20 protein-coding genes are annotated in these 18523 nt (G+C 70.1%); 11 read left to right on the top strand and 9 right to left on the bottom strand.

Going from position 1 to position 18523, the window contains the following annotated elements:
• Positions 1 to 213 precede the first annotated feature (213 nt).
• From slmA to argB, 3 genes are all read right to left on the bottom strand, one after another.
• The gene (slmA, locus tag FHP08_RS11455; RefSeq protein WP_147704588.1) at positions 214 to 864 is read right to left on the bottom strand and encodes a nucleoid occlusion factor SlmA; all 651 of its coding nucleotides are present in this window, start codon (positions 862 to 864) and stop codon (positions 214 to 216) included.
• Positions 861 to 1559, bottom strand: a complete 699-nt coding sequence (locus tag FHP08_RS11450; protein ID WP_147704587.1) for a pyrimidine 5'-nucleotidase — start codon at positions 1557 to 1559, stop codon at positions 861 to 863. The genes slmA and FHP08_RS11450 overlap by 4 nt, the downstream gene beginning before the upstream one ends.
• Before the next feature lie 604 nt (positions 1560 to 2163).
• A complete protein-coding gene (gene argB / locus FHP08_RS11445) occupies positions 2164 to 3069 on the bottom strand; it encodes an acetylglutamate kinase (RefSeq protein WP_147704586.1) in 906 nt (301 codons plus the stop codon).
• 114 nt (positions 3070 to 3183) lie between these two features.
• Here argB and FHP08_RS11440 point away from each other — a divergent pair, with 114 nt between their 5' ends.
• From FHP08_RS11440 to FHP08_RS11390, 11 genes are all read left to right on the top strand, one after another.
• The gene (locus FHP08_RS11440) at positions 3184 to 3441 is read left to right on the top strand and encodes a cysteine-rich CWC family protein (RefSeq protein ID WP_147704585.1); all 258 of its coding nucleotides are present in this window, start codon (positions 3184 to 3186) and stop codon (positions 3439 to 3441) included.
• A 23-nt stretch (positions 3442 to 3464) separates the two neighbouring features.
• Positions 3465 to 4964 carry a M81 family metallopeptidase gene (locus tag FHP08_RS11435; RefSeq protein WP_147704584.1) on the top strand — a complete coding sequence of 500 codons (1500 nt, stop codon included), beginning with the start codon at positions 3465 to 3467 and terminating at the stop codon, positions 4962 to 4964.
• A 31-nt stretch (positions 4965 to 4995) separates the two neighbouring features.
• Entirely contained in the window at positions 4996 to 6114 is a 1119-nt protein-coding gene (locus FHP08_RS11430; RefSeq protein ID WP_147704583.1) for a 4-oxalomesaconate tautomerase, read from the top strand.
• On the top strand, positions 6111 to 7139 hold the full coding sequence (locus FHP08_RS11425; RefSeq protein WP_147704582.1) for an amidohydrolase family protein: 1029 nt from the start codon (positions 6111 to 6113) through the stop codon (positions 7137 to 7139). Before FHP08_RS11430 ends, FHP08_RS11425 begins: the two co-directional genes overlap by 4 nt.
• 70 nt (positions 7140 to 7209) lie before the next feature.
• A complete protein-coding gene (ligK, locus tag FHP08_RS11420) occupies positions 7210 to 7893 on the top strand; it encodes a 4-carboxy-4-hydroxy-2-oxoadipate aldolase/oxaloacetate decarboxylase (protein WP_147704793.1) in 684 nt (227 codons plus the stop codon).
• Positions 7894 to 7900: 7 nt separating this feature from the next.
• Entirely contained in the window at positions 7901 to 8830 is a 930-nt protein-coding gene (locus tag FHP08_RS11415) for an NAD(P)-dependent oxidoreductase (protein WP_187272271.1), read from the top strand.
• 11 nt (positions 8831 to 8841) lie between these two features.
• The gene (locus tag FHP08_RS11410) at positions 8842 to 9774 is read left to right on the top strand and encodes an amidohydrolase family protein (protein WP_147704581.1); all 933 of its coding nucleotides are present in this window, start codon (positions 8842 to 8844) and stop codon (positions 9772 to 9774) included.
• A gap of 11 nt (positions 9775 to 9785) precedes the next feature.
• A complete protein-coding gene (gene ligA, locus FHP08_RS11405) occupies positions 9786 to 10175 on the top strand; it encodes a protocatechuate 4,5-dioxygenase subunit alpha (protein WP_147704580.1) in 390 nt (129 codons plus the stop codon).
• Positions 10175 to 11032: a class III extradiol dioxygenase subunit beta gene (locus FHP08_RS11400; protein WP_147704579.1), complete on the top strand. Its 858-nt coding sequence runs from the start codon at positions 10175 to 10177 to the stop codon at positions 11030 to 11032. The genes ligA and FHP08_RS11400 overlap by 1 nt, the downstream gene beginning before the upstream one ends.
• Before the next feature lie 58 nt (positions 11033 to 11090).
• Complete coding sequence (locus tag FHP08_RS11395) at positions 11091 to 12050, top strand: Gfo/Idh/MocA family oxidoreductase (protein ID WP_147704578.1); 960 nt, start codon at positions 11091 to 11093, stop codon at positions 12048 to 12050.
• Positions 12050 to 13045, top strand: a complete 996-nt coding sequence (locus tag FHP08_RS11390) for a Bug family tripartite tricarboxylate transporter substrate binding protein (protein ID WP_147704577.1) — start codon at positions 12050 to 12052, stop codon at positions 13043 to 13045. The genes FHP08_RS11395 and FHP08_RS11390 overlap by 1 nt, the downstream gene beginning before the upstream one ends.
• 39 nt (positions 13046 to 13084) lie before the next feature.
• Here the strand turns inward: FHP08_RS11390 and minE are convergent, their stop codons facing one another.
• The 6 genes from minE to FHP08_RS11360 form a co-directional block, all read right to left on the bottom strand.
• On the bottom strand, positions 13085 to 13354 hold the full coding sequence (minE, locus tag FHP08_RS11385) for a cell division topological specificity factor MinE (protein ID WP_147704576.1): 270 nt from the start codon (positions 13352 to 13354) through the stop codon (positions 13085 to 13087).
• A gap of 4 nt (positions 13355 to 13358) precedes the next feature.
• The gene (minD, locus tag FHP08_RS11380) at positions 13359 to 14174 is read right to left on the bottom strand and encodes a septum site-determining protein MinD (RefSeq protein ID WP_147704575.1); all 816 of its coding nucleotides are present in this window, start codon (positions 14172 to 14174) and stop codon (positions 13359 to 13361) included.
• Positions 14175 to 14200: 26 nt separating this feature from the next.
• Positions 14201 to 14953 carry a septum site-determining protein MinC gene (gene minC / locus FHP08_RS11375; RefSeq protein WP_147704574.1) on the bottom strand — a complete coding sequence of 251 codons (753 nt, stop codon included), beginning with the start codon at positions 14951 to 14953 and terminating at the stop codon, positions 14201 to 14203.
• An 84-nt stretch (positions 14954 to 15037) separates the two neighbouring features.
• Entirely contained in the window at positions 15038 to 16360 is a 1323-nt protein-coding gene (hslU, locus tag FHP08_RS11370) for an ATP-dependent protease ATPase subunit HslU (RefSeq protein ID WP_222707884.1), read from the bottom strand.
• 5 nt (positions 16361 to 16365) lie between these two features.
• Positions 16366 to 16902: an ATP-dependent protease subunit HslV gene (gene hslV, locus FHP08_RS11365; RefSeq protein WP_147704572.1), complete on the bottom strand. Its 537-nt coding sequence runs from the start codon at positions 16900 to 16902 to the stop codon at positions 16366 to 16368.
• A gap of 52 nt (positions 16903 to 16954) precedes the next feature.
• Positions 16955 to 18400, bottom strand: coding sequence for an STAS domain-containing protein (locus FHP08_RS11360; RefSeq protein ID WP_147704571.1), 1446 nt, complete (start codon positions 18398 to 18400; stop codon positions 16955 to 16957).
• Between the last annotated feature and the right edge of the window lie 123 nt (positions 18401 to 18523).

The raw sequence follows: 18523 nt of genomic DNA, 5'->3' as shown, positions 1-18523 counted from the left end.
CAGTCGGTTGCGACGCCAGTCGCGGGCAGACGAAACAGGGGATTGACTTCGAGACCGGCGGGTGCCGGGAAGATGCGACGCAGAGACTGGCTGTCGACGCCGCCATGCACCGCACGGGAACCATCCCGGTTTGATGCAACGCACAATGATACGCGAGCCGGCGCTCGCTGTCGATGGGCCGCCCGTCGGACGGCGGCAGACCACCGCGCGCCGTCAGCCGATGAGAAAAGGGAGTTGCTGCTCGAACATCTCGCTGGGCGACTTGCGGAAGCCGCTCTTGGCGAAGCGAAGCCAGCGTCCCTGGACGAAGGCCAGCACGATCCCGGCGCGCGCCGCGGCGTCGGTGTCGGCCGGCAAGGCGCCCTGCGCGACCGCGGTGCGAAAGGACTGCCGCACCGAAGCCTCGAGCCGCTCGATCAGCTGGTTGATGCGCGCCTGCAGGCGATCGTCCTCGGTGACCAGCGCGTCGCCGATCAGCACACGGGTCATGCCCGGATTCTTTTCGGCGAAGGACAGGAGCATGGCCAGGATCCCGCGCAGCTGCCGCAGGCCGTCCTCGTGCTGGGTCGTGATCTGGTTGACAAGGCCGAAGACCGTGGACTCGATGAACTCGATCAGGCCCTCGAACATCTGGGCCTTGCTCGCGAAATGCCGGTAGAGCGCGGCCTCGGAGACCTGCAGCCGGCCGGCGAGCGCTGCGGTGGTCACCCGCTCGCCGTCGGGCTCCTGGAGCATCGACGCGAGGGTCTGCAGGATCTGCAGCCGGCGCTCGCCCGGCTTCGGACGCGCCGCCCGGCGCGCGGGCGCCGAACCCTGCGCAGGGGCTGCGGGAATCGATGCTGCGGGAGTCGTCGAATCGTTCATCGGGCTCGGTGCGGCGTCCGGACAGCCTTGCGCGGAAGGTGCTCGAACGATTGTACTTGAACGTCCATCCGCCGACCGAGCCCCGCGCGCGGCCGCTCCGCCGGATGCCGGTGCCCGTGCCCGATGCCGGTGACCAGCACCGTGCGCATCCCCACCGCGCGGGCACTGTCCAGGTTCTCGACCGAGTCCTCGACCAGCACGCAGCGGTGCGGCGGCACCCGGAGCCGCGCCGCCAGCCGGCGCAGCATCGCCTTCGAAGGCTTGGGCTGGATGCGTCCCGCGAACTTCATCGATTCGATCGTCACCAGGCCGTCGACCAGCCGCCCGATGCCCAGCGCGTCGACCACCCGCGCCGCGTAGTGCATCGGCGCATTGGTCACGATCACGCGCCGCCCCTTCAGGCGCCGGACCGCCTGCACCAGACGATGGTCGCGCCGCACGATCCGGTGGATGTCCGGAAACGGATGCGTCTCGCGCAGGAAGTCGCGCGGGTCCACGCCGTGGTGCCGGACCATTCCCAGCAGCGTGGCGCCGTACTTGCGCCAGTAATGCACGCGCAGCTCGCTGGCCTCCTCGTGAGGCAACCCGACGGTCCGCGCCACGTATTCGGTCATCGCCAGATTGATGCGCGGGAACACGACCGGCATGGCGTCGTGCAGCGTGTTGTCCAGGTCGAGGAGCCAGACGGTGCTCACGGCGCCTCGCGCCTTGCGGCGGCCCGCGCCGGTCGGTGCCGCGGCGCGGGGCGGGCCCGGCTCTCCGCTTCGCGCCGCACGGTGCTGCGGCCCCCGCTGCGCGGGGGCTTCCCTCGTCTTCCTCGTACGCGCGGGGGCGCGCAGAACTCGGATCGCCTGCGGCGATCCTCAGACATGCTGCGCGCCTTTTCCCGCGCTCCCTTCGGAAGCACTCGGCTGGCACAGTGCGGCGCGAAGCGGAGAGCCGGGCCCGCCCTTCGGAGAGGCGCGGCGTGCCGCCACGCTTTGCGGTTTCTGGCAGACAGCGCCCGCCGCAAGCTCACGAAGGGCGAGGGCCGGGGGCCCGCGTGCCGGCGCCCTGTGCAAGCCGAGCGCCACCGAAAGGAATTTCGCGGGACCCGCTCATCCGCGCGCAGCGCGTATGAGGCGGGTGCGAAATTCCGAGGTGGGCGAGGGCAGCCCCGCCGCAGGCGGGGCCGCAGCACCGGGTGCCGGCACGCGGGCCCCCGGCCCTCGCCCCGCACCGACAGCCCGACCGGCGCTGTCTGCCGGAAGCCGCAACGCGTCATGCCGACGGCCGCATGACTCCAAAGGGTTGGACGGATCAGTGGCTCCGGATCATGGTGCCGACCCCGTGGTCGGTCATGATCTCGAGCAGCAGGCAGTGGTCCACGCGGCCGTCGACGATGTGCACCGCGTTCACGCCGCCGCGGGCGGCTTCGAGCGCGGACGAGATCTTCGGCAGCATGCCGCCGGAGATCGTGCCGTCGGCGAACAGCTCGTCGATCTCGCGCGCGCTCAGGCCGGTGAGCAGCTTGCCGCTCTTGTCCAGCACGCCCGGCGTGTTGGTGAGCAGCACCAGCTTCTCGGCCTTCAGGACCTCGGCCACCTTGCCGGCCACCACGTCGGCGTTGATGTTGTAGGTCTCGCCCTCGGCGCCCGAGCCGATCGGCGCGATCACCGGGATGAAGCCGCTGGCGGTCAGCGTCTCGATGATCGACGGGTCGATCGACTCGATCTCGCCGACCTGGCCGATGTCGATCTGCTCGTCGGGCTTGTCCTTGGACGAGATCCTGAGCCGGCGGGCGCGGATCAGGCCGCCGTCCTGGCCGGTGAGGCCCACCGCCCGGCCGCCGGCGGTGTTGATCAGCTCGACGATCTCCTTGTTCACCTGGCCGGCCAGCACCATCTCGACGATGTCCATGGTCTCTGCATCGGTCACCCGCATGCCCTGGATGAACTCGCCCTTCTTGCCGACCTTGGCCAGCAGCTGCTCGATCTGCGGGCCGCCGCCGTGCACGACCACCGGTTTCAGGCCGACCAGCTTGAGCAGCACCACGTCGCGCGCGAAGCTCTGCTTGAGCTTCTCGTCGGTCATCGCGTTGCCGCCGTACTTCACGACGACGATCTTGCCGTGGAAGCGGCGGATGTAGGGCATCGCCTCGGCGAGGATCGCGGCCTGCTGGGCGGGGGTGATCCGGACGGTCTGTTCGGCGGAAGCTTCGCTCATGGGGGTCCTCGGACCGGCGCGGCGCGCCCGGGCGGTTGATTGGACTAAGCTTGCGGTGAACCAAGCCTGCGAGTGCAGGCGAGGATTTTAACCGAGCCCCTTCCCGCCCCGTCGATGCAGCCTGACGCGCCCCCGCCCGAGTCCTCCGCCGCAGCGACCCGCTGCTTCCGCTGCGGCGCGAGCTTCGGCTGCGGCGCCGGCACCGATGCTTGCTGGTGCACCGGACTGCCCCCTATCGACCCGGCGAGGCTCGCTGCGCTGCCCGCCGAGACCCGCGCGGCGCTCGGCCTGCCGCCGGGCGCGCCACCCGCATCCTGCCTGTGCCCGACCTGCCTGGCCGCCGTGTCGGCCGGCCTCACGCCCCCTTCCTGACCCACGATCCACGGAGACCCTGCATGGCCCGCAAGTTCGTCATCGCCTCGATGCTGCACGAGACCAACACCTTCTCGCCGCTGCCCACGCCGATCGGCGCCTTCGGGCCCGGCGGGCCGCTGCGCGGCGAGCAGGCGATCGCCGAGCTCGCCGACACCAACTACGGGATCGGCGGCTTCATCGGCCTGGCCCGCGAGGCCGGCGCCGAGTTCGTGGTGCCGCTCGCCGCCAACGCCAATCCGTCCGGGCTGGTCACCCGCGAGGCCTACGAGGAGATGGCGGGCGCCATCCTCGATGCGGTGCGCAGGGGTTGCGACGCGGTGATGCTCGACCTGCACGGCGCGATGGTCTGCGAGCACCTCGACGACGGCGAGGGCGAGTTGCTCGCGCGCGTCCGGGCGCTGGCCCCGGGCCTGCCGATCGCGGTGGCCCTCGACTTCCACGCGCAGATGACCCAGCAGATGGTCGACAACGCCACGGTCATCACCGGCTATCGCACCTATCCGCACGTCGACATGCGGCTGACCGGCGAGCGCGCGGGCCGCACGCTGCTGCGCGCGCTGGCCGGCGAGGTCAGGCCGCGCACCCTGTGGGGACGCCGACCCATCCTGAGCAGCACGCTGTCGCACACGCCCTCGCGCAACCCGATGAAGGACATCATGGATCGCGCGATCGCGGCCGAGGCGGCGGGCGCGGTGCTCAACGCCTCGGTCTTCGGCGGATTCCCGCAGGCCGACATCCCGCACCTGGGACTGTCGGCCGTCGTCGTCGTCGATCTGGCGAAGGCCGAGGGCGAGAAGCAGGGCATCGCCTTGCGCGACTCCCTGCTCGACCAGGCCTGGGACCGCCGCGAGGACTTCATGTACCGCGGCGAGCCGCTCGCCGACTCGATCGCGCGCGCCCGCCAGATGACCGAAGGGCCGGTCATCCTGGTGGACCACGGTGACAACACCGCCTCGGGCGGCACCCAGGACGTCATGAGCGTGCTCGAGGAGGTCGTGAAGCAGCAGCTCGACGACGTGGTTGCCGGCCCCTTCTGCGACCCGCAGGCGGTCGCCCGGATGATCGAGGCCGGCATCGGCGCGAACGTGAGCATCGAGGTCGGCGGCCGCGTGGACATGCCGGCGCTGAACCTGAAGGGCAAGCCGATGCGACTGGACGGCAAGGTGCGTGCGATCACCGACGGCGAGTTCACGGTCACCGGGCCGATGGCCACCGGCGCCCGGATCCGCATGGGCCGCACCGCGGTGCTCGACACCGGCCGGGTGCAGGTGGTGGTGTCCGAAGGCCGCAGCGAGCCCTTCGACCTGGGCGTGTTCACCCACTGCGGCATCGACCCGCGCCGCAAGCGCTACGTGCTGATCAAGTCGCGCCAGCACTTCCGCGCCGGCTTCGAGCCGATCGCCAGGCAGATCGTCGAATGCCAGGGCCTGGGCGTGACCGCCTCCGACATCGCGCTGTTCGACTACAAGCGCCGGCCGACGCCGCTGTACCCGTTCGAGAAGGACGCGCAGCCCTGCTGATTCCGGCGGGGCAGCGTGCCAGAATGGCGGGATGCAGACTGCCATCCCCTGCCTGTTCATGCGTGGCGGCACCTCGCGCGGCCCCTTCTTCCGCGAGGACGACCTGCCCGTCGACATCGCCACCCGCGACCGGGTGCTGCTCGCCGTGATGGGCTCGCCCGACAAGCGCCAGATCGACGGCTTGGGCGGCGCCCATCCGCTCACCAGCAAGGTGGGCATCGTGCGGCGCAGCAAGAGCCCGGGCGTCGATCTCGACTTCCTGTTCGCGCAGCTCCAGCCCGACAAGGACACCGTCGACACCACGCCGAACTGCGGCAACATGCTGGCCGCGGTGGTGCCCTTCGCGCTGGAAACCGGCCTGGTCGCGCCGCAGGGCGACACGACCACGCTGCGGGTGCTCACGCTGAACACCGACATGCAGTGCGACATCACGGTGCTCACGCCCATGACGCCGGCCGGCCGCCGCGTGAGCTACGCCGGCGACGCGCGCATCGACGGCGTGCCCGGCGTCTCGGCGCCGATCACGATCAACTTCCTCGACACCGCCGGCTCGGTCTGCTCCGGCCTGCTGCCCACCGGCCGCGTGCGCGACACCGTCGAGGTGGAAGGCCTGGGAAGCATCGAGGTCACCTGCATCGACAACGGCATGCCGATGGTGCTGTTCCGCGCCGCGGGCCTGGGCCGCACCGGCTACGAATCGGTGGCGGAGCTCAATGCCGACACCGAGCTGAAGGCCCGCATCGAGGACCTGCGGCTGAAGGCCGGCCACCTGATGGGCCTGGGCGACGTCTCGAAGAAGACCTACCCGAAGATGTGCCTGGTCGCGCCGCCCCGTGCCGGCGGCAGCGTGGCCACCCGCTGCTTCATCCCGCACGTGTGCCACGACGCGATCGGCGTGCTGGCCGCGGTCACCGTGGGCACCGCCTGCGTGCTCGACGGTTCCGTCACCGAGGGCATGGCGGCGCTGCCCGAGGGCCTGGTCAAGACCGTCTCGGTGGAGCACCCGAGCGGCGAGTTCAGCGTCGAGCTCGCGCTCGACCCCGCCAACCCGCAGAGCGTGACCCGGGCGGCGCTGCTGCGCACCGCGCGCCTGATCATGCGCGGCGAAGTCATGATCCCGGCCTCGGTCTGGGAAGGAAAGCACGAATGATCATCGACATCCACGGCCACTACACCACCGCGCCCAAGGCGCTCGAGGACTGGCGCAACCGGCAGGTCGCCGGGCTGAAGGACCCGTCCGTGGCGCCGAAGGCCTCGGAGCTGAAGATCGGCGACGACGACATCCGCGAGTCGATCGAGAAGAACCAGCTCGCCAAGATGAAGGAGCGCGGCAGCGATCTCACCGTGTTCTCGCCGCGGGCGAGCTTCATGGCGCACCACATCGGGAACTTCGAGACCAGCGCCACCTGGGCGGCGATCTGCAACGAGCTCTGCCACCGGGTCAGCCAGCTGTTCCCGGACCACTTCATCGGCGCGGCGATGCTGCCCCAGTCGCCCGGCGTCGACCCGAAGACCTGCCTTCCCGAGCTCGAGAAGTGCGTGAAGGAATACGGTTTCGTGGCCATCAACCTGAACCCGGACCCCTCGGGCGGCCACTGGACTGCGCCGCCGCTGCCCGACCGGCACTGGTACCCGATCTACGAGAAGATGGTCGAGCTCGAGATCCCGGCCATGATCCACGTGAGCACCAGCTGCAACGCCTGCTTCCACACCACCGGCGCCCACTACCTGAACGCCGACACCACGGCCTTCATGCAGTGCCTGACCTCGGATCTGTTCAAGGACTTCCCCACGCTGAAGTTCGTGATCCCGCACGGCGGCGGCGCGGTGCCCTATCACTGGGGGCGCTTCCGCGGCCTGGCCCAGGAGCTGAAGAAGCCGCTGCTGCAGGAGCACTTGCTGAACAACATCTGGTTCGACACCTGCGTGTACCACCAGCCCGGCATCGACCTGCTGACCAAGGTGATTCCGGTCGAGAACGTGCTGTTCGCCAGCGAGATGATCGGCGCGGTGCGCGGGATCGACCCCGAGACCGGCCACCACTTCGACGACACGAAGCGCTACCTCGAGGCCTCGACGATCCTCTCCGACGAGGACCGCTACAAGATCTACGAAGGCAACGCGCGGCGCGTGTATCCGCGCATGGACCGGGCGCTGAAGGCGCGCGGCCGCTGATCGCGGAATCGCGCGCGCATCCCTCGGCCTTCACCGTACCTACCGGACTTACACGATGAGCAATCCCCCGATGAACGAACTGGGCATCGTCAGGCGCAACATCGCGCGCGCCGACCGAGCGGCGGTCGACAAGCTGTCGCGCTTCGGCTCGGCCACCATCCACGAGGCGATGGGCCGGGTCGGGCTGATGAAGCCCCACATGCGACCGGTCTACGCCGGCGCCCATGCCTGCGGCACCGCGGTCACCGTGCTGCTGCATCCGGGCGACAACTGGATGATGCACGTCGTGGCCGAGCAGATCCGCCCCGGCGACTTCGTGATCGCGGCGGTGACCGCCGACTGCACCGACGGCTTCTTCGGCGACCTGCTGGCCACCAGCTTTCGCGCCCGCGGCGCGGTGGGCCTGGTCATCGACGCCGGCGTGCGCGACGTGAGGGACCTGACCGAGATGCGCTTCCCGGTCTGGAGCCGGGCGATCAGCGCCAAGGGCACCGTCAAGGCCACGCTGGGCTCGGTCAACGTGCCGGTGGTCTGCGCCGGCGCGATCGTGAACCCGGGCGACGTGGTGGTGGCCGACGACGACGGCGTGGTCGTGGTGCCGGCCGCGGTGGCGCGGCAGGCGGCCGACGCCGCCCAGGCGCGCGAGGCCAACGAGGCCGACAAGCGCGCCCGCCTGGCGGCCGGCGAGCTCGGCCTCGACATGTACAAGATGCGCGAGGCGCTCGAGAAAGCCGGGCTCCGGTACATCGACTGATCCCCCGATGAACATCCCCTCCGATCCCCTGCAGTGGCGCGTCGGCCTCGTCGGCTACGGCGAGGTCGGCCGCATCCTGGCCGAAGACCTGCGCGCGAAGGGCGTCGCCGTGTCGGCCTTCGACCTGAAGCTCGCCGGCGAGCAGGCCGCGCCGCTGCGCGAGCACGCCGCGGCGCACGGCGTCGCGCTGGCCGGCTCGCACGCCGCGCTGGCCCGTGAAGCCGGCCTCATCGTCTCGGCCGTCACCGCCAGCCAGGCGGTGCCGGTGGCGCAGGCCTGCGCGCCGGCGGTGCGGCCCGGCGCCTTCTTCCTCGATTTCAACTCGGCCTCGCCCGGCGCCAAGCAGCGCGCGGCCGCGCTGATCGACGCGGCCGGCGGGCGCTACGTCGAGGGCGCGGTGATGACCTCGATCCCGCCCTACCGGATCCGCGTGCCCTTGCTGCTGGGCGGCGCCAGCGCCGCCGTGCTCGAGCCGCTGGTCAGGCTGCTCGGCTTCGATGCCAAGGTGGCCAGCGAGCGCCTGGGCGTGGCCTCGGCCACCAAGATGTGCCGCAGCGTGATGATCAAGGGCCTGGAGGCCATGGTCATCGAGAGCTTCACCGCCGCGCGCGCCTACGGCGTGGAAGACGCGGTGATCGCCTCGCTGTACGAGACCTTCCCCGGCATCGACTGGGAGAAGCAGGGTGCCTATTTCTTCCAGCGGGTCGTCGAGCACGGCCGCCGCCGCAGCGAGGAAGTCCGTGAAGTGGCGCAGACGGTGCGCGAGATCGGGCTCGAGCCCTGGTCGGCCGGCGGCACCGCCGAGCGCCAGGCCTGGGTGGCCGACCTGGCCGACGCGGGCCTGTTCGGCGCGCGCGACAGCAAGGAATTCGCGCGCAGCCCCGACTGGCGCACCGAGGCCGATCGCATCCTGGCCCGCGTGAAGCCGAAGGCGTGACGGAGGCGAGGATGGACTTCCAGAAGACCCCCGGCTGGCTCGACTGGTACGCCGGCCCATCGAAGCCGCGGTTCCGGGTACCGCCCGGCAGCGTCGACGCGCACTGCCACGTGTTCGGGCCGGGCGCCGAGTTCCCCTACGCGCCCGAGCGCAAGTACACGCCCTGCGACGCCTCGAAGCACCGGCTTTACGCGCTGCGCGACCACCTCGGCTTCGAGCGCAACGTGGTCGTGCAGGCCACCTGTCACGGCGCCGACAACCGGGCGATGGTCGACGCGCTGGTCCACTCGAACGGCCGCGCGCGCGGCGTGGCCACCGTGCGCCGCAGCGTGAGCGACGAGGAGCTGCGCGCGATGCACGAGGCCGGCGTGCGCGGCGTGCGCTTCAATTTCGTCAAGCGCCTGGTCGACTTCACGCCCAAGGACGAGCTGATGGAGATCGCCGCGCGGATCGCGCCGCTCGGCTGGCACGTGGTGATCTACTTCGAGGCGGCCGACCTGCCCGAGCTGTGGGACTTCTTCACCGCGCTGCCCACCACCGTGGTGGTCGATCACATGGGCCGGCCCGACGTGACGAAGCCGGTGGACGGCCCCGAGTTCGAGCTGTTCGTGAAGCTCATGCGCGACTACCCGAACGTCTGGTCCAAGGTCAGCTGCCCGGAGCGGCTGAGCGTGTCGGGCCCGCCCGCGCTGAACGGCGAGCGCAAGGCCTATCGCGACGTGGTGCCGTTCGCGCGGCGCATCGTCGAGACCTTTCCGGACCGCGTGCTGTGGGGCACCGACTGGCCGCACCCGAACCTGAAGGACCACATGCCCGACGACGGCCTGCTGGTCGACTTCATCCCGCACATCGCCACCACGGCCGAGCTGCAGCGCAAGCTGCTGGTCGACAACCCGACGCGGCTCTACTGGCCGGAGCTCGCCTCCGCCGGCCCCGCGCGCTGAGGAGCGAAGCCATGCCGCTCGACAAGCCGTACAAGGACATTCCCGGCACCACGATCTTCGACGCCGAGCAGTCGCGCAAGGGCTATCACCTGAACCAGTTCTGCATGTCGCTGATGAAGGCCGAGAACCGCGCGCGCTTCAAGGCGAACGAGCGCGCCTACCTCGACGAGTGGCCGATGACCGAAGCGCAGAAACAGGCGGTGCTGGCGCGCGACCTGAACCGCTGCATCGAGCTGGGCGGCAACATCTACTTCCTGGCGAAGATCGGCGCCACCGACGGCAAGAGCTTCCAGCAGATGGCGGGCAGCATGACCGGCATGACCGAAGAGGAATACCGCGACATGATGGTCCGCGGCGGCCGCTCGATCGAGGGCAACCGCTGCATCGGGGAGAAGTCGTGATGGCCTGGGTCACCGCAAGCGTCTACACCTCGCACGTGCCGGCCATCGGCGCGGCGCTCGACCTGGGCAAGACGCACGAACCCTACTGGCAGAAGGTCTTCGCCGGCTACGACTTCTCCAGGCAGTGGCTGAGCGACAACCGGCCGGACGTGATTTTCCTGGTCTACAACGACCACGCCAATGCCTTCAGCCTGGACATCATCCCGACCTTCGCGATCGGCTGTGCGGCCGAGTTCCAGCCGGCCGACGAGGGCTGGGGCCCGCGGCCGGTGCCCAAGGTGATCGGTCATCCGGAACTGGCCGCGCACATCGCGCATTCGGTGATCCAGGAGGACTTCGACCTGACGGTCGTGAACCGGATGGACGTCGACCACGGCCTTACCGTGCCGCTGTCGCTGATGTGCGGCCAGCCCGAAGCCTGGCCCTGCCCGGTGATCCCCTTCGCGGTCAACGTGGTCCAGTACCCGGTCCCATCGGGGCGGCGTTGCTTCCAGCTGGGCCAGGCGGTCCGCCGCGCGGTCGAGTCCTACGACGAGCCGCTGAAGGTCCAGGTCTGGGGCACGGGCGGCATGAGCCACCAGCTGCAGGGGCCGCGCGCCGGGCTGATCAACCGCGAGTTCGACAACGCCTTCCTGGACAGGCTGATCGCCGACCCGAAGGGGCTGTCCGAGATGCCACACATCGACTACGTGCGCGAGGCAGGTTCCGAGGGTATCGAGCTGGTCATGTGGCTGATCGCCCGCGGCGCGATGGCCGACCTGGCCGGCGGCAGGCCGCCGACGGTGGCGCACCGCTTCTACCACGTGCCGGCGTCGAACACCGCGGTCGGCCACCTGATCCTCGAGAACCCGCATTGAGGCGCCTCGCGCGAGGAACGCCGAAGCGTCCCGGGCGAAGAACGAGCATGGAGCGAACATGAAGACGATCAAGGTCGCGCTGGCAGGCGCCGGCGCATTCGGCATCAAGCACCTGGAAGGCATTCGCAACATCGACGGCGTCGAAGTCGTGTCGCTGGTCGGTCGCCAGCTCGACAAGACGAAGCCGGTCGCCGAGAAGTTCGGCATCGGCCACGTGACCACCGACCTGGCCGAGAGCCTGGCGCTGAAGGAAGTCGACGCGGTCATCCTGTGCACCCCCACGCAGATGCACGCCTCGCAGGCGATCGCCTGCATGAAGGCCGGCAAGCACGTTCAGGTCGAGATCCCGCTGGCCGACAGCCTGGCCGACGCCGAGGCGGTGGTCGCGCTGCAGAAGCAGACCGGGCTGGTGGCCATGTGCGGTCACACCCGCCGCTTCAACCCGAGCCACCAGTGGCTCCACCGCAGGATCGCCGCCGGCGAGCTCGCCATCCAGCAGATGGACGTGCAGACCTACTTCTTCCGTCGCACGAACATGAACGCGCTGGGCCAGCCGCGCAGCTGGACCGACCATCTGCTGTGGCACCACGCCGCGCACACGGTCGACCTGTTCGCGTACCAGGCGGGCGGCGAGATCGTGGCAGCCAATGCGCTGCAGGGCCCGATCCACCCGGGGCTCGGCATCGCGATGGACATGTCGATCCAGCTCAAGGCGAGCACCGGCGCGCTCTGCACGCTGAGCCTGTCCTTCAACAACGACGGGCCGCTGGGCACCTTCTTCCGCTACATCTGCGACAAGGGCACCTACATCGCCCGCTACGACGACCTGGTCGACGGCAAGGAGCAGAAGATCGACGTGTCGAAGGTCGACGTGTCGATGAACGGCATCGAGCTGCAGGACCGCGAGTTCTTCGCCGCGATCCGCGAGAGCCGCGAGCCGAACGCGAGCGTGGCCAAGGTGCTGCCCTGCTACCGCACGCTGCACCAGCTCGAGCAGCAACTCGCGCACAGCGCCTGATGCGCGACGCGCCGGACAGCGATTCCCGCCGTGCGCTGCTGCGTGCGGCCGCCGCCGGCGCGGCCTCGGCCCTGGCATGCGACGTCGTGGCGCAGCCGGCCTGGCCATCGCGGCCGCTCACGCTGATCGTCCCCTTCGCCCCCGGCGGCGTGGCCGACCTGACCGCCCGCGCGGTGGCCACCGCCATGTCGGAATCGCTCGGCCAGCCCATCGTCGTCGACAACCGCCCCAGCGCGGGCGGCATCGCCGCCACCGGCGCCGCGGTGCGTGCAGCCCCCGACGGCCACACGCTGCTGCTGCTGAGCAACGCCAATGCGATCAGCGCGAGCCTGTTTCGCAAGCTGCCCTACGACGTCTCGCGCGATCTCGCGCCGGTGGGCACGCTGGGCTTCTTCGACCTTGCGTTGTCCGTGAGCGCCGGTTCGCGCTTCCGCACGCTGGGCGAGCTGGTCGCCAATGCGCGCGCCCGGCCCGGCGAGCTCACCGTCGGCACGGTCGCGATCGGGTCCACGCAACACCTGGCGGCCGAGATCTTCCTGCGGCGCGCCGGCATCGAGGCGATCGTCGTCCCGTACAAGGGCACGCCGGCGGTGCTCACGGCGCTGCGCGCCGGCGTGATCGACCTCGCCTTCGAGATCCTCGCGCCCTTGCTGCCCCAGCTCGAGGCGGGCACGCTGCGTGCGCTCGCGGTCGGCGCAGCCCGCCGCAATCCCGCCCTGCCGGCGGTGCCGACGGTGCAGGAGGCAGGCATTCCCGACTACGAGGTCGCGTCCTGGAACGCGCTGGCGGCCCCGGCGGGCACCCCCGCCCCGGTCATCGCCCGGCTCGAGGCGGCAGCCCGACAAGCGCTGGCCCATCCCGCCGTCCGGCAACGCCTGCAGGGCCTCGGCGTGCGCCCGCAGGCGGGCGGCCCGGCCGAACTCGCGGCCCTGCTCGAACGCGAGACCCGGCGCTGGGGCGAGGCGATCCGCGGGGCCGGGATCGGCCCCCGATGACCCCGGCGGCTCAACTCATCGGGCTGGACTTCCTGCGTGTCAGCGGGCGGGCGCGCGCTCGGGCATCTCGATCTTGACTTCGAGCACCTCGAGATCGTCCTGCCGCTCGAAGTTCACCTTGATGTCCTCGGGCTGCACCGACACGTACTTCGAGATGACCGCCACCAGCTCGCGCTGCAGCTGGGGCAGGTAGTCGGGCCTGCCCTCGCCCCGGCCCACGCGCTCGTGCGCCAGGATGATCTGCAGGCGCTCCTTGGCCACGTGGGCCGACTTCTTCTTCTCGCCGAGAAAGAACGACAACAGCGACATCTCGTCATCTCCCGCCGAAGAGGCGCTTGAAGAAGCCCTGCTTCTGCGCTTCCACGAAGCGCAGCGGCCGGTCCTCGCCCAGGAAGCGCGCGATCACGTCGGAGTAGGCCTCGGCCACGTCCGAGCCCTTCATGTGGATCGCCGGCACGCCCTGGTTCGAGGCCTGCAGCACAGTCTCGGACTCGGGGATCACGCCGATCAGCGGGATCCGCAGGATGTCCTGGATGTCCTCAAGCGACAGCATCTGCCCGTCCTCGACCCGGTTGGGGTTGTAGCGGGTGATCAGCAGGTGCTCCTTGATCGGCTCGCCGCCGTCGATCGCGCGCTGGGTCTTGGAGCCGAGCATGCCCAGGATGCGGTCGGAGTCGCGCACCGAGCTGACTTCCGGGTTGGTGACCACCAGCGCCTCGTCGGCGTAGTGCATCGCGGTGAGCGCGCCGGTCTCGATGCCTGCCGGCGAGTCGCAGACGATGTAGTCGAAGCCCATGCCCGCCAGATCGTCGAGCACGCGCTTGGTGCCCTCCATGGTGAGCGCTTCCTTGTCGCGGGTCTGCGAGGCGGCCAGCACGTAGAGGTTGTCGCACTGCTTGTCGCGGATCAGCGCCTGGTTCAGCGTCGCTTCCTTCTGGATGACGTTGATCAGGTCGTAGACCACGCGGCGCTCGCACCCCATGATCAGGTCGAGGTTGCGCAGGCCCACGTCGAAGTCGATGACCGCGGTCTTGAAGCCGCGCAGGGCAAGGCCCGCGGCGAAGCTGGCGCTGGTCGTGGTCTTCCCGACCCCGCCCTTGCCGGACGTCACGACGACGATTCTTGTCATGGAAAATTCCTTCGGTATCCGGTGTTTCAGAGAGGTTCGATGACCAGGCTGTCGCCCACGCGACGGACCTGGGCCGGCTTGCCCGCCACGTCGGCGGGCAACGGTGTCTCGATGGTGCGGTAGACGCCCGCAATCGCCACCAGCTGCGGGTCGAGGCAGGTGCTGAAGATCCGCGCGTCGACGTTGCCGCGCGCGCCCGCCACCGCGCGCCCGCGCAACGGCGCGTAGACGTGGATGTTGCCGTCCGCGAAGACTTCGGCGCCGAAGCTCACCACCTCGAGCACGACCAGGTCCGCGCCCTTGGCGTAGACCCGCTGGCCGGAGCGCAGCGGCTTGTCGATGACCACGGTCTTCGCGAGGGCGGGCGACTTCTGCGCCGACTCGGCCGGCTTCTGCGCGGGTTCCGCCTGCTGGGCCGTGGCCGACTTCGCCATCGACTTCGCGGCCGACACCTCGGGGGTGGTCACCAAGCCCGCCGCCGCCGCCGCCGCCATCTGCTCGGGGCTGCCGCCGTGGACGCCGATCGGCTGCACCCGGTAGCTGCGCAGCAGCGCCACGAGCGCGCGGAAGTCGATCGGCGACGCCTCGTCGCGAACCGCGGCCAGGTTCACCACCAGCAGGTCCTGGTCGAAGAAATCCGGGGAATCGCCCAGCCGTTCGTGCAACTCGCGCTGCAGCTCCGAGATGTCCGGAGTCCTCAGCACGAGCGAGACGAGGGGAAAGGTCGTTCGCTTGAAATCGAAACTCGCGCGCGCGCGGGCGGGCGTGTCGGCTGGCATCGGGGCGAGGTCACGGAGCGGCGGAAGCGGGCATTCTATCGAAGCCCGCCGCCGACGCCGAAAACCGGCCGCCGGAGCCCCTCATCAGAGGATGTAGCGCGACAGATCCTCGCTCCTGGCCAGCGCGCCGAGCCGCTCGTCCACGAAAGCCGCGTCGATGCGGATCGTCTGGCCGGTTCGGCGCGAGGCGCCGAAGGACACCTCCTCGAGCAGGCGCTCCATGACGGTGGACAGCCGCCGCGCGCCGATGTTCTCGGTCTTCTCGTTGACCGAGAAGGCGGTCTCGGCGAGCCTGCGCACGCCGTCATGGGTGAACTCGAGCGCAACGCCTTCGGTCTCGAACAGGGCCTGGTACTGCTTGACCAGGCTCGCGTCGGTGTCGGACAGGATGCGCACGAAGTCGTCGGCGGTGAGCGAGTCGAGCTCCACCCGGATCGGCAGCCGGCCCTGAAGCTCGGGAATCAGGTCCGAGGGGCGCGACAGGTGGAAGGCGCCCGAGGCGATGAACAGGATGTGATCGGTGCGCACCACGCCATAGCGGGTGTTGACCGCGGTGCCTTCGACCAGCGGCAGCAGGTCGCGCTGCACGCCCTGGCGGGAGACGTCGGCGCCGTGGCTGTCGCTGCGCGAGGCGACCTTGTCGATCTCGTCGATGAACACGATGCCGTTCTGCTCGACCGAGGCCAGCGCCTTGGTCTTGATCTCGTCGTCGTTGACCAGCTTGGCCGCTTCCTCGTCGGCCAGCAGCTTCATCGCGTCGCGGATCTTCAGCTTGCGCTCGCGCTTGCGCCCCGGCAGGTTGGAGAAGAGCGACTGCAGCTGCTGCGTCATCTCCTCCATGCCGGCCGGCCCGGCCAGCTCCACCGTGGGCATTGCCGAGGCGAGCTCGATGTCGATCTCGCGGTCGTCGAGCTCGCCTTCGCGCAGCTTCTTGCGAAACTTCTGGCGGGTGGCGGAGTCTGCAGTCTCGCCAGCCGAGTCGGAGAAGCCCACGTTGCGCGGCGGCGGCAGCAGCGCGTCGAGCACCCGGTCCTCGGCGGCGTCGAGCGCGCGCTGTTCGACCTTCTTCTTCTCCTGCTCGCGGGTCTGCTTGACCGACACTTCGGCCAGGTCGCGGATGATGGTGTCCACGTCGCGGCCCACGTAGCCCACCTCGGTGAACTTGGTCGCCTCGACCTTGATGAAAGGCGCATTGGCCAGCCGCGCCAGCCGGCGCGCGATCTCGGTCTTGCCCACGCCGGTGGGCCCGATCATCAGGATGTTCTTCGGCGTGATCTCGTGGCGAAGCGGCTCGGCCACCTGCTGGCGGCGCCAGCGGTTGCGCAGGGCGATGGCCACCGCGCGCTTGGCCGCCACCTGCCCGACGATGTGCTTGTCGAGCTCGGAAACGATCTCTTCGGGGGTCATCCAGGTCATCGGAGCGTCTCGACCGTGTGCTGGTGGTTGGTGTAGATGCAGATGTCGCCGGCGATCGACAGCGACTTTCGAACGATGGTCTCCGCGTCGAGCTCGGTGTTCTCCAGCAGCGCGCGGGCCGCGGCCTGCGCGTAGGAGCCGCCGCTGCCGATCGCGATCAGCCCGTGCTCGGGTTCGAGCACGTCGCCGTTGCCGGTGATCACCAGCGAGGCCTCGCGGTCGGCCACCGCCAGCATCGCCTCGAGCCGACGCAGCATCCGGTCGGTGCGCCAGTCCTTGGCCAGCTCGACCGCCGCGCGTACCAGGTGGCCGGAGTGCTTGTCCAGCTTGGCCTCGAAACGCTCGAACAGCGTGAAGGCGTCGGCGGTTCCGCCGGCGAAGCCGGCCAGCACGCGGTCGTGATGGAGGCGCCGTACCTTGCGCGCGCCCGCCTTGATGACGACCGAGCCCAGGGTGACCTGTCCGTCGCCGCCCAGCGCGACCATGTCGCCGCGGCGGACCGACACGATCGTGGTTCCGTGAAATTGTTCCATCGTGCGGATATGGGGCCGGATCGGGCCGGCTCAAGAGTGCCCTGAGGGGGCCTCAGATTTTACGCTTGCGGATCTCGGCGAGTTCCTGCAGGCCCATCACCAGCATCAGCGCCAGCACCAGCCGGTTGGGCTCGGCGAACAGTACCTGCTTGCCGGCCGAGCGCAGATTCACCACCTCGTTCAGCAGTTCGCCGACCGTCAGGAACTCGAGGCGGCGCAGGTTCCGGCAATCGACGACGACGTCGGAGCGTCCGGCCGAGAAGGCCTTCAGGGCGCGGAGCTCCGCGGCCGCGCGGCCGGTGACTTCGCCGGAGAGCACGAAGGCGTTCGGCTCGACCGGCGGCGAGGCGCTCGCGCGGGTCTTCGCCCCGCCGGCGCCCGGCCCGCCGCCCTCGGCTGCGCGGATCGCCGCCGGCAAGGGCTCCCAGGACGGCGGCGAGACCTCGTAGGTCACGCAATACTCGATGCCGAGGTCCTCGAAGGCCTGTTCCTGGCCAAGCAGTCGCAGGGCGAACAGCGCGAGCATCCAGCAGGCGTCGCCGTCGTCCCGCCGACCGGGCTCGATCGCCGCGCGAGCCGCGTCGAAGAGCTTCTGCGCACCGCGCACCACCAGCACGTGGCGCCCTGCGGCCTTGCCGGCCTGCGCGAACAGCGCCAGCATCCGGGCCGCGCCGGCCGCGTCGGCATGCTGCAGCGGCCCGCAGTCGACGATGGTCTCGCGCCGCCGCTCCATGCCCCGTTCGATCAGGTCGATGCGGTTGCCCACCGAGTCGTCGAGCCGGGCCGGCAGCGCGACCACGGCGCCCACGGCCTGGCGCGCATCGGCGCCGCCCGCCTCGGCCGCCTCGGCCCAGGCGGGCGGCGAGGACTCGAAGCGCGCGGCGTAGTCGAGCGCAAGCGACTCGAATGCGGCCTTGTCGCCAGTGAGCTGGTAAAGGTCGAGCAGCATCAGCCAGCCCAGCTGCTGGTATCCGCCCAGTTCGGATTCGGCAAGCGCCTGCTTGAGCGCTGAGGCCGCAGCGCCCGCCTGGCCGTTGGCGTAGAGGATTGCGGCTTCTTCGAGCGCGCCGGGCAGCGACGAGGCGTTGATGTCGATCGCCATGGCGTTCGACGGGTCGCCCAGCGCCACCGAAGTCGTGCCCTGCATCAGGTCGGTGACCGGCCGCGAAGGCGGCGCCACCACGGCCACCGGCACCGGCATGGTCTCGGCGGCCAGCGGCGGCGCCGATGTCGCAGACGGCCGGACGCCGTCGGCGATCATCTCGGATTCGATCCGGTCGATCTTCTCGGCGGTGAGCCGGGCGGCCTCGCGGCGCGCGGCAAGCGTGTCGGGCGCCGGCGGGCGTTCGCCCGCCTGGCGCTCGCCCTCGAATGAGCGATCGGCCGGCTGCTCCTGCGAGCCGGCGGATCGGTCGCGCCGCGAGGGGTGCTTTCCTTTCCGGCTGAAGATCGAGAACACCACGGGCTGGGGAACGCTTCCTGAGGAGTCGTTGCTCACGTTGGCACGGAACGGACCAGTCTAGCACGCACCCTTAAGTGGGGAACCTGCGCCGAGAACCGCGGGTCGGCGCGCCGCAGCCTGTCGTCGCGTGTCGTGATATCTTTCGCATCCAAGTTGCAT

It is taken from the genome of Zeimonas arvi (assembly GCF_008039575.1).
In the GTDB taxonomy this organism is placed as follows: Bacteria; Pseudomonadota; Gammaproteobacteria; order Burkholderiales; family Burkholderiaceae_E; genus Zeimonas; species Zeimonas arvi.
The sequence above is the reverse complement of the archived record's forward strand: the minus strand, read 5'-3'. Positions and strand labels throughout refer to the sequence as shown.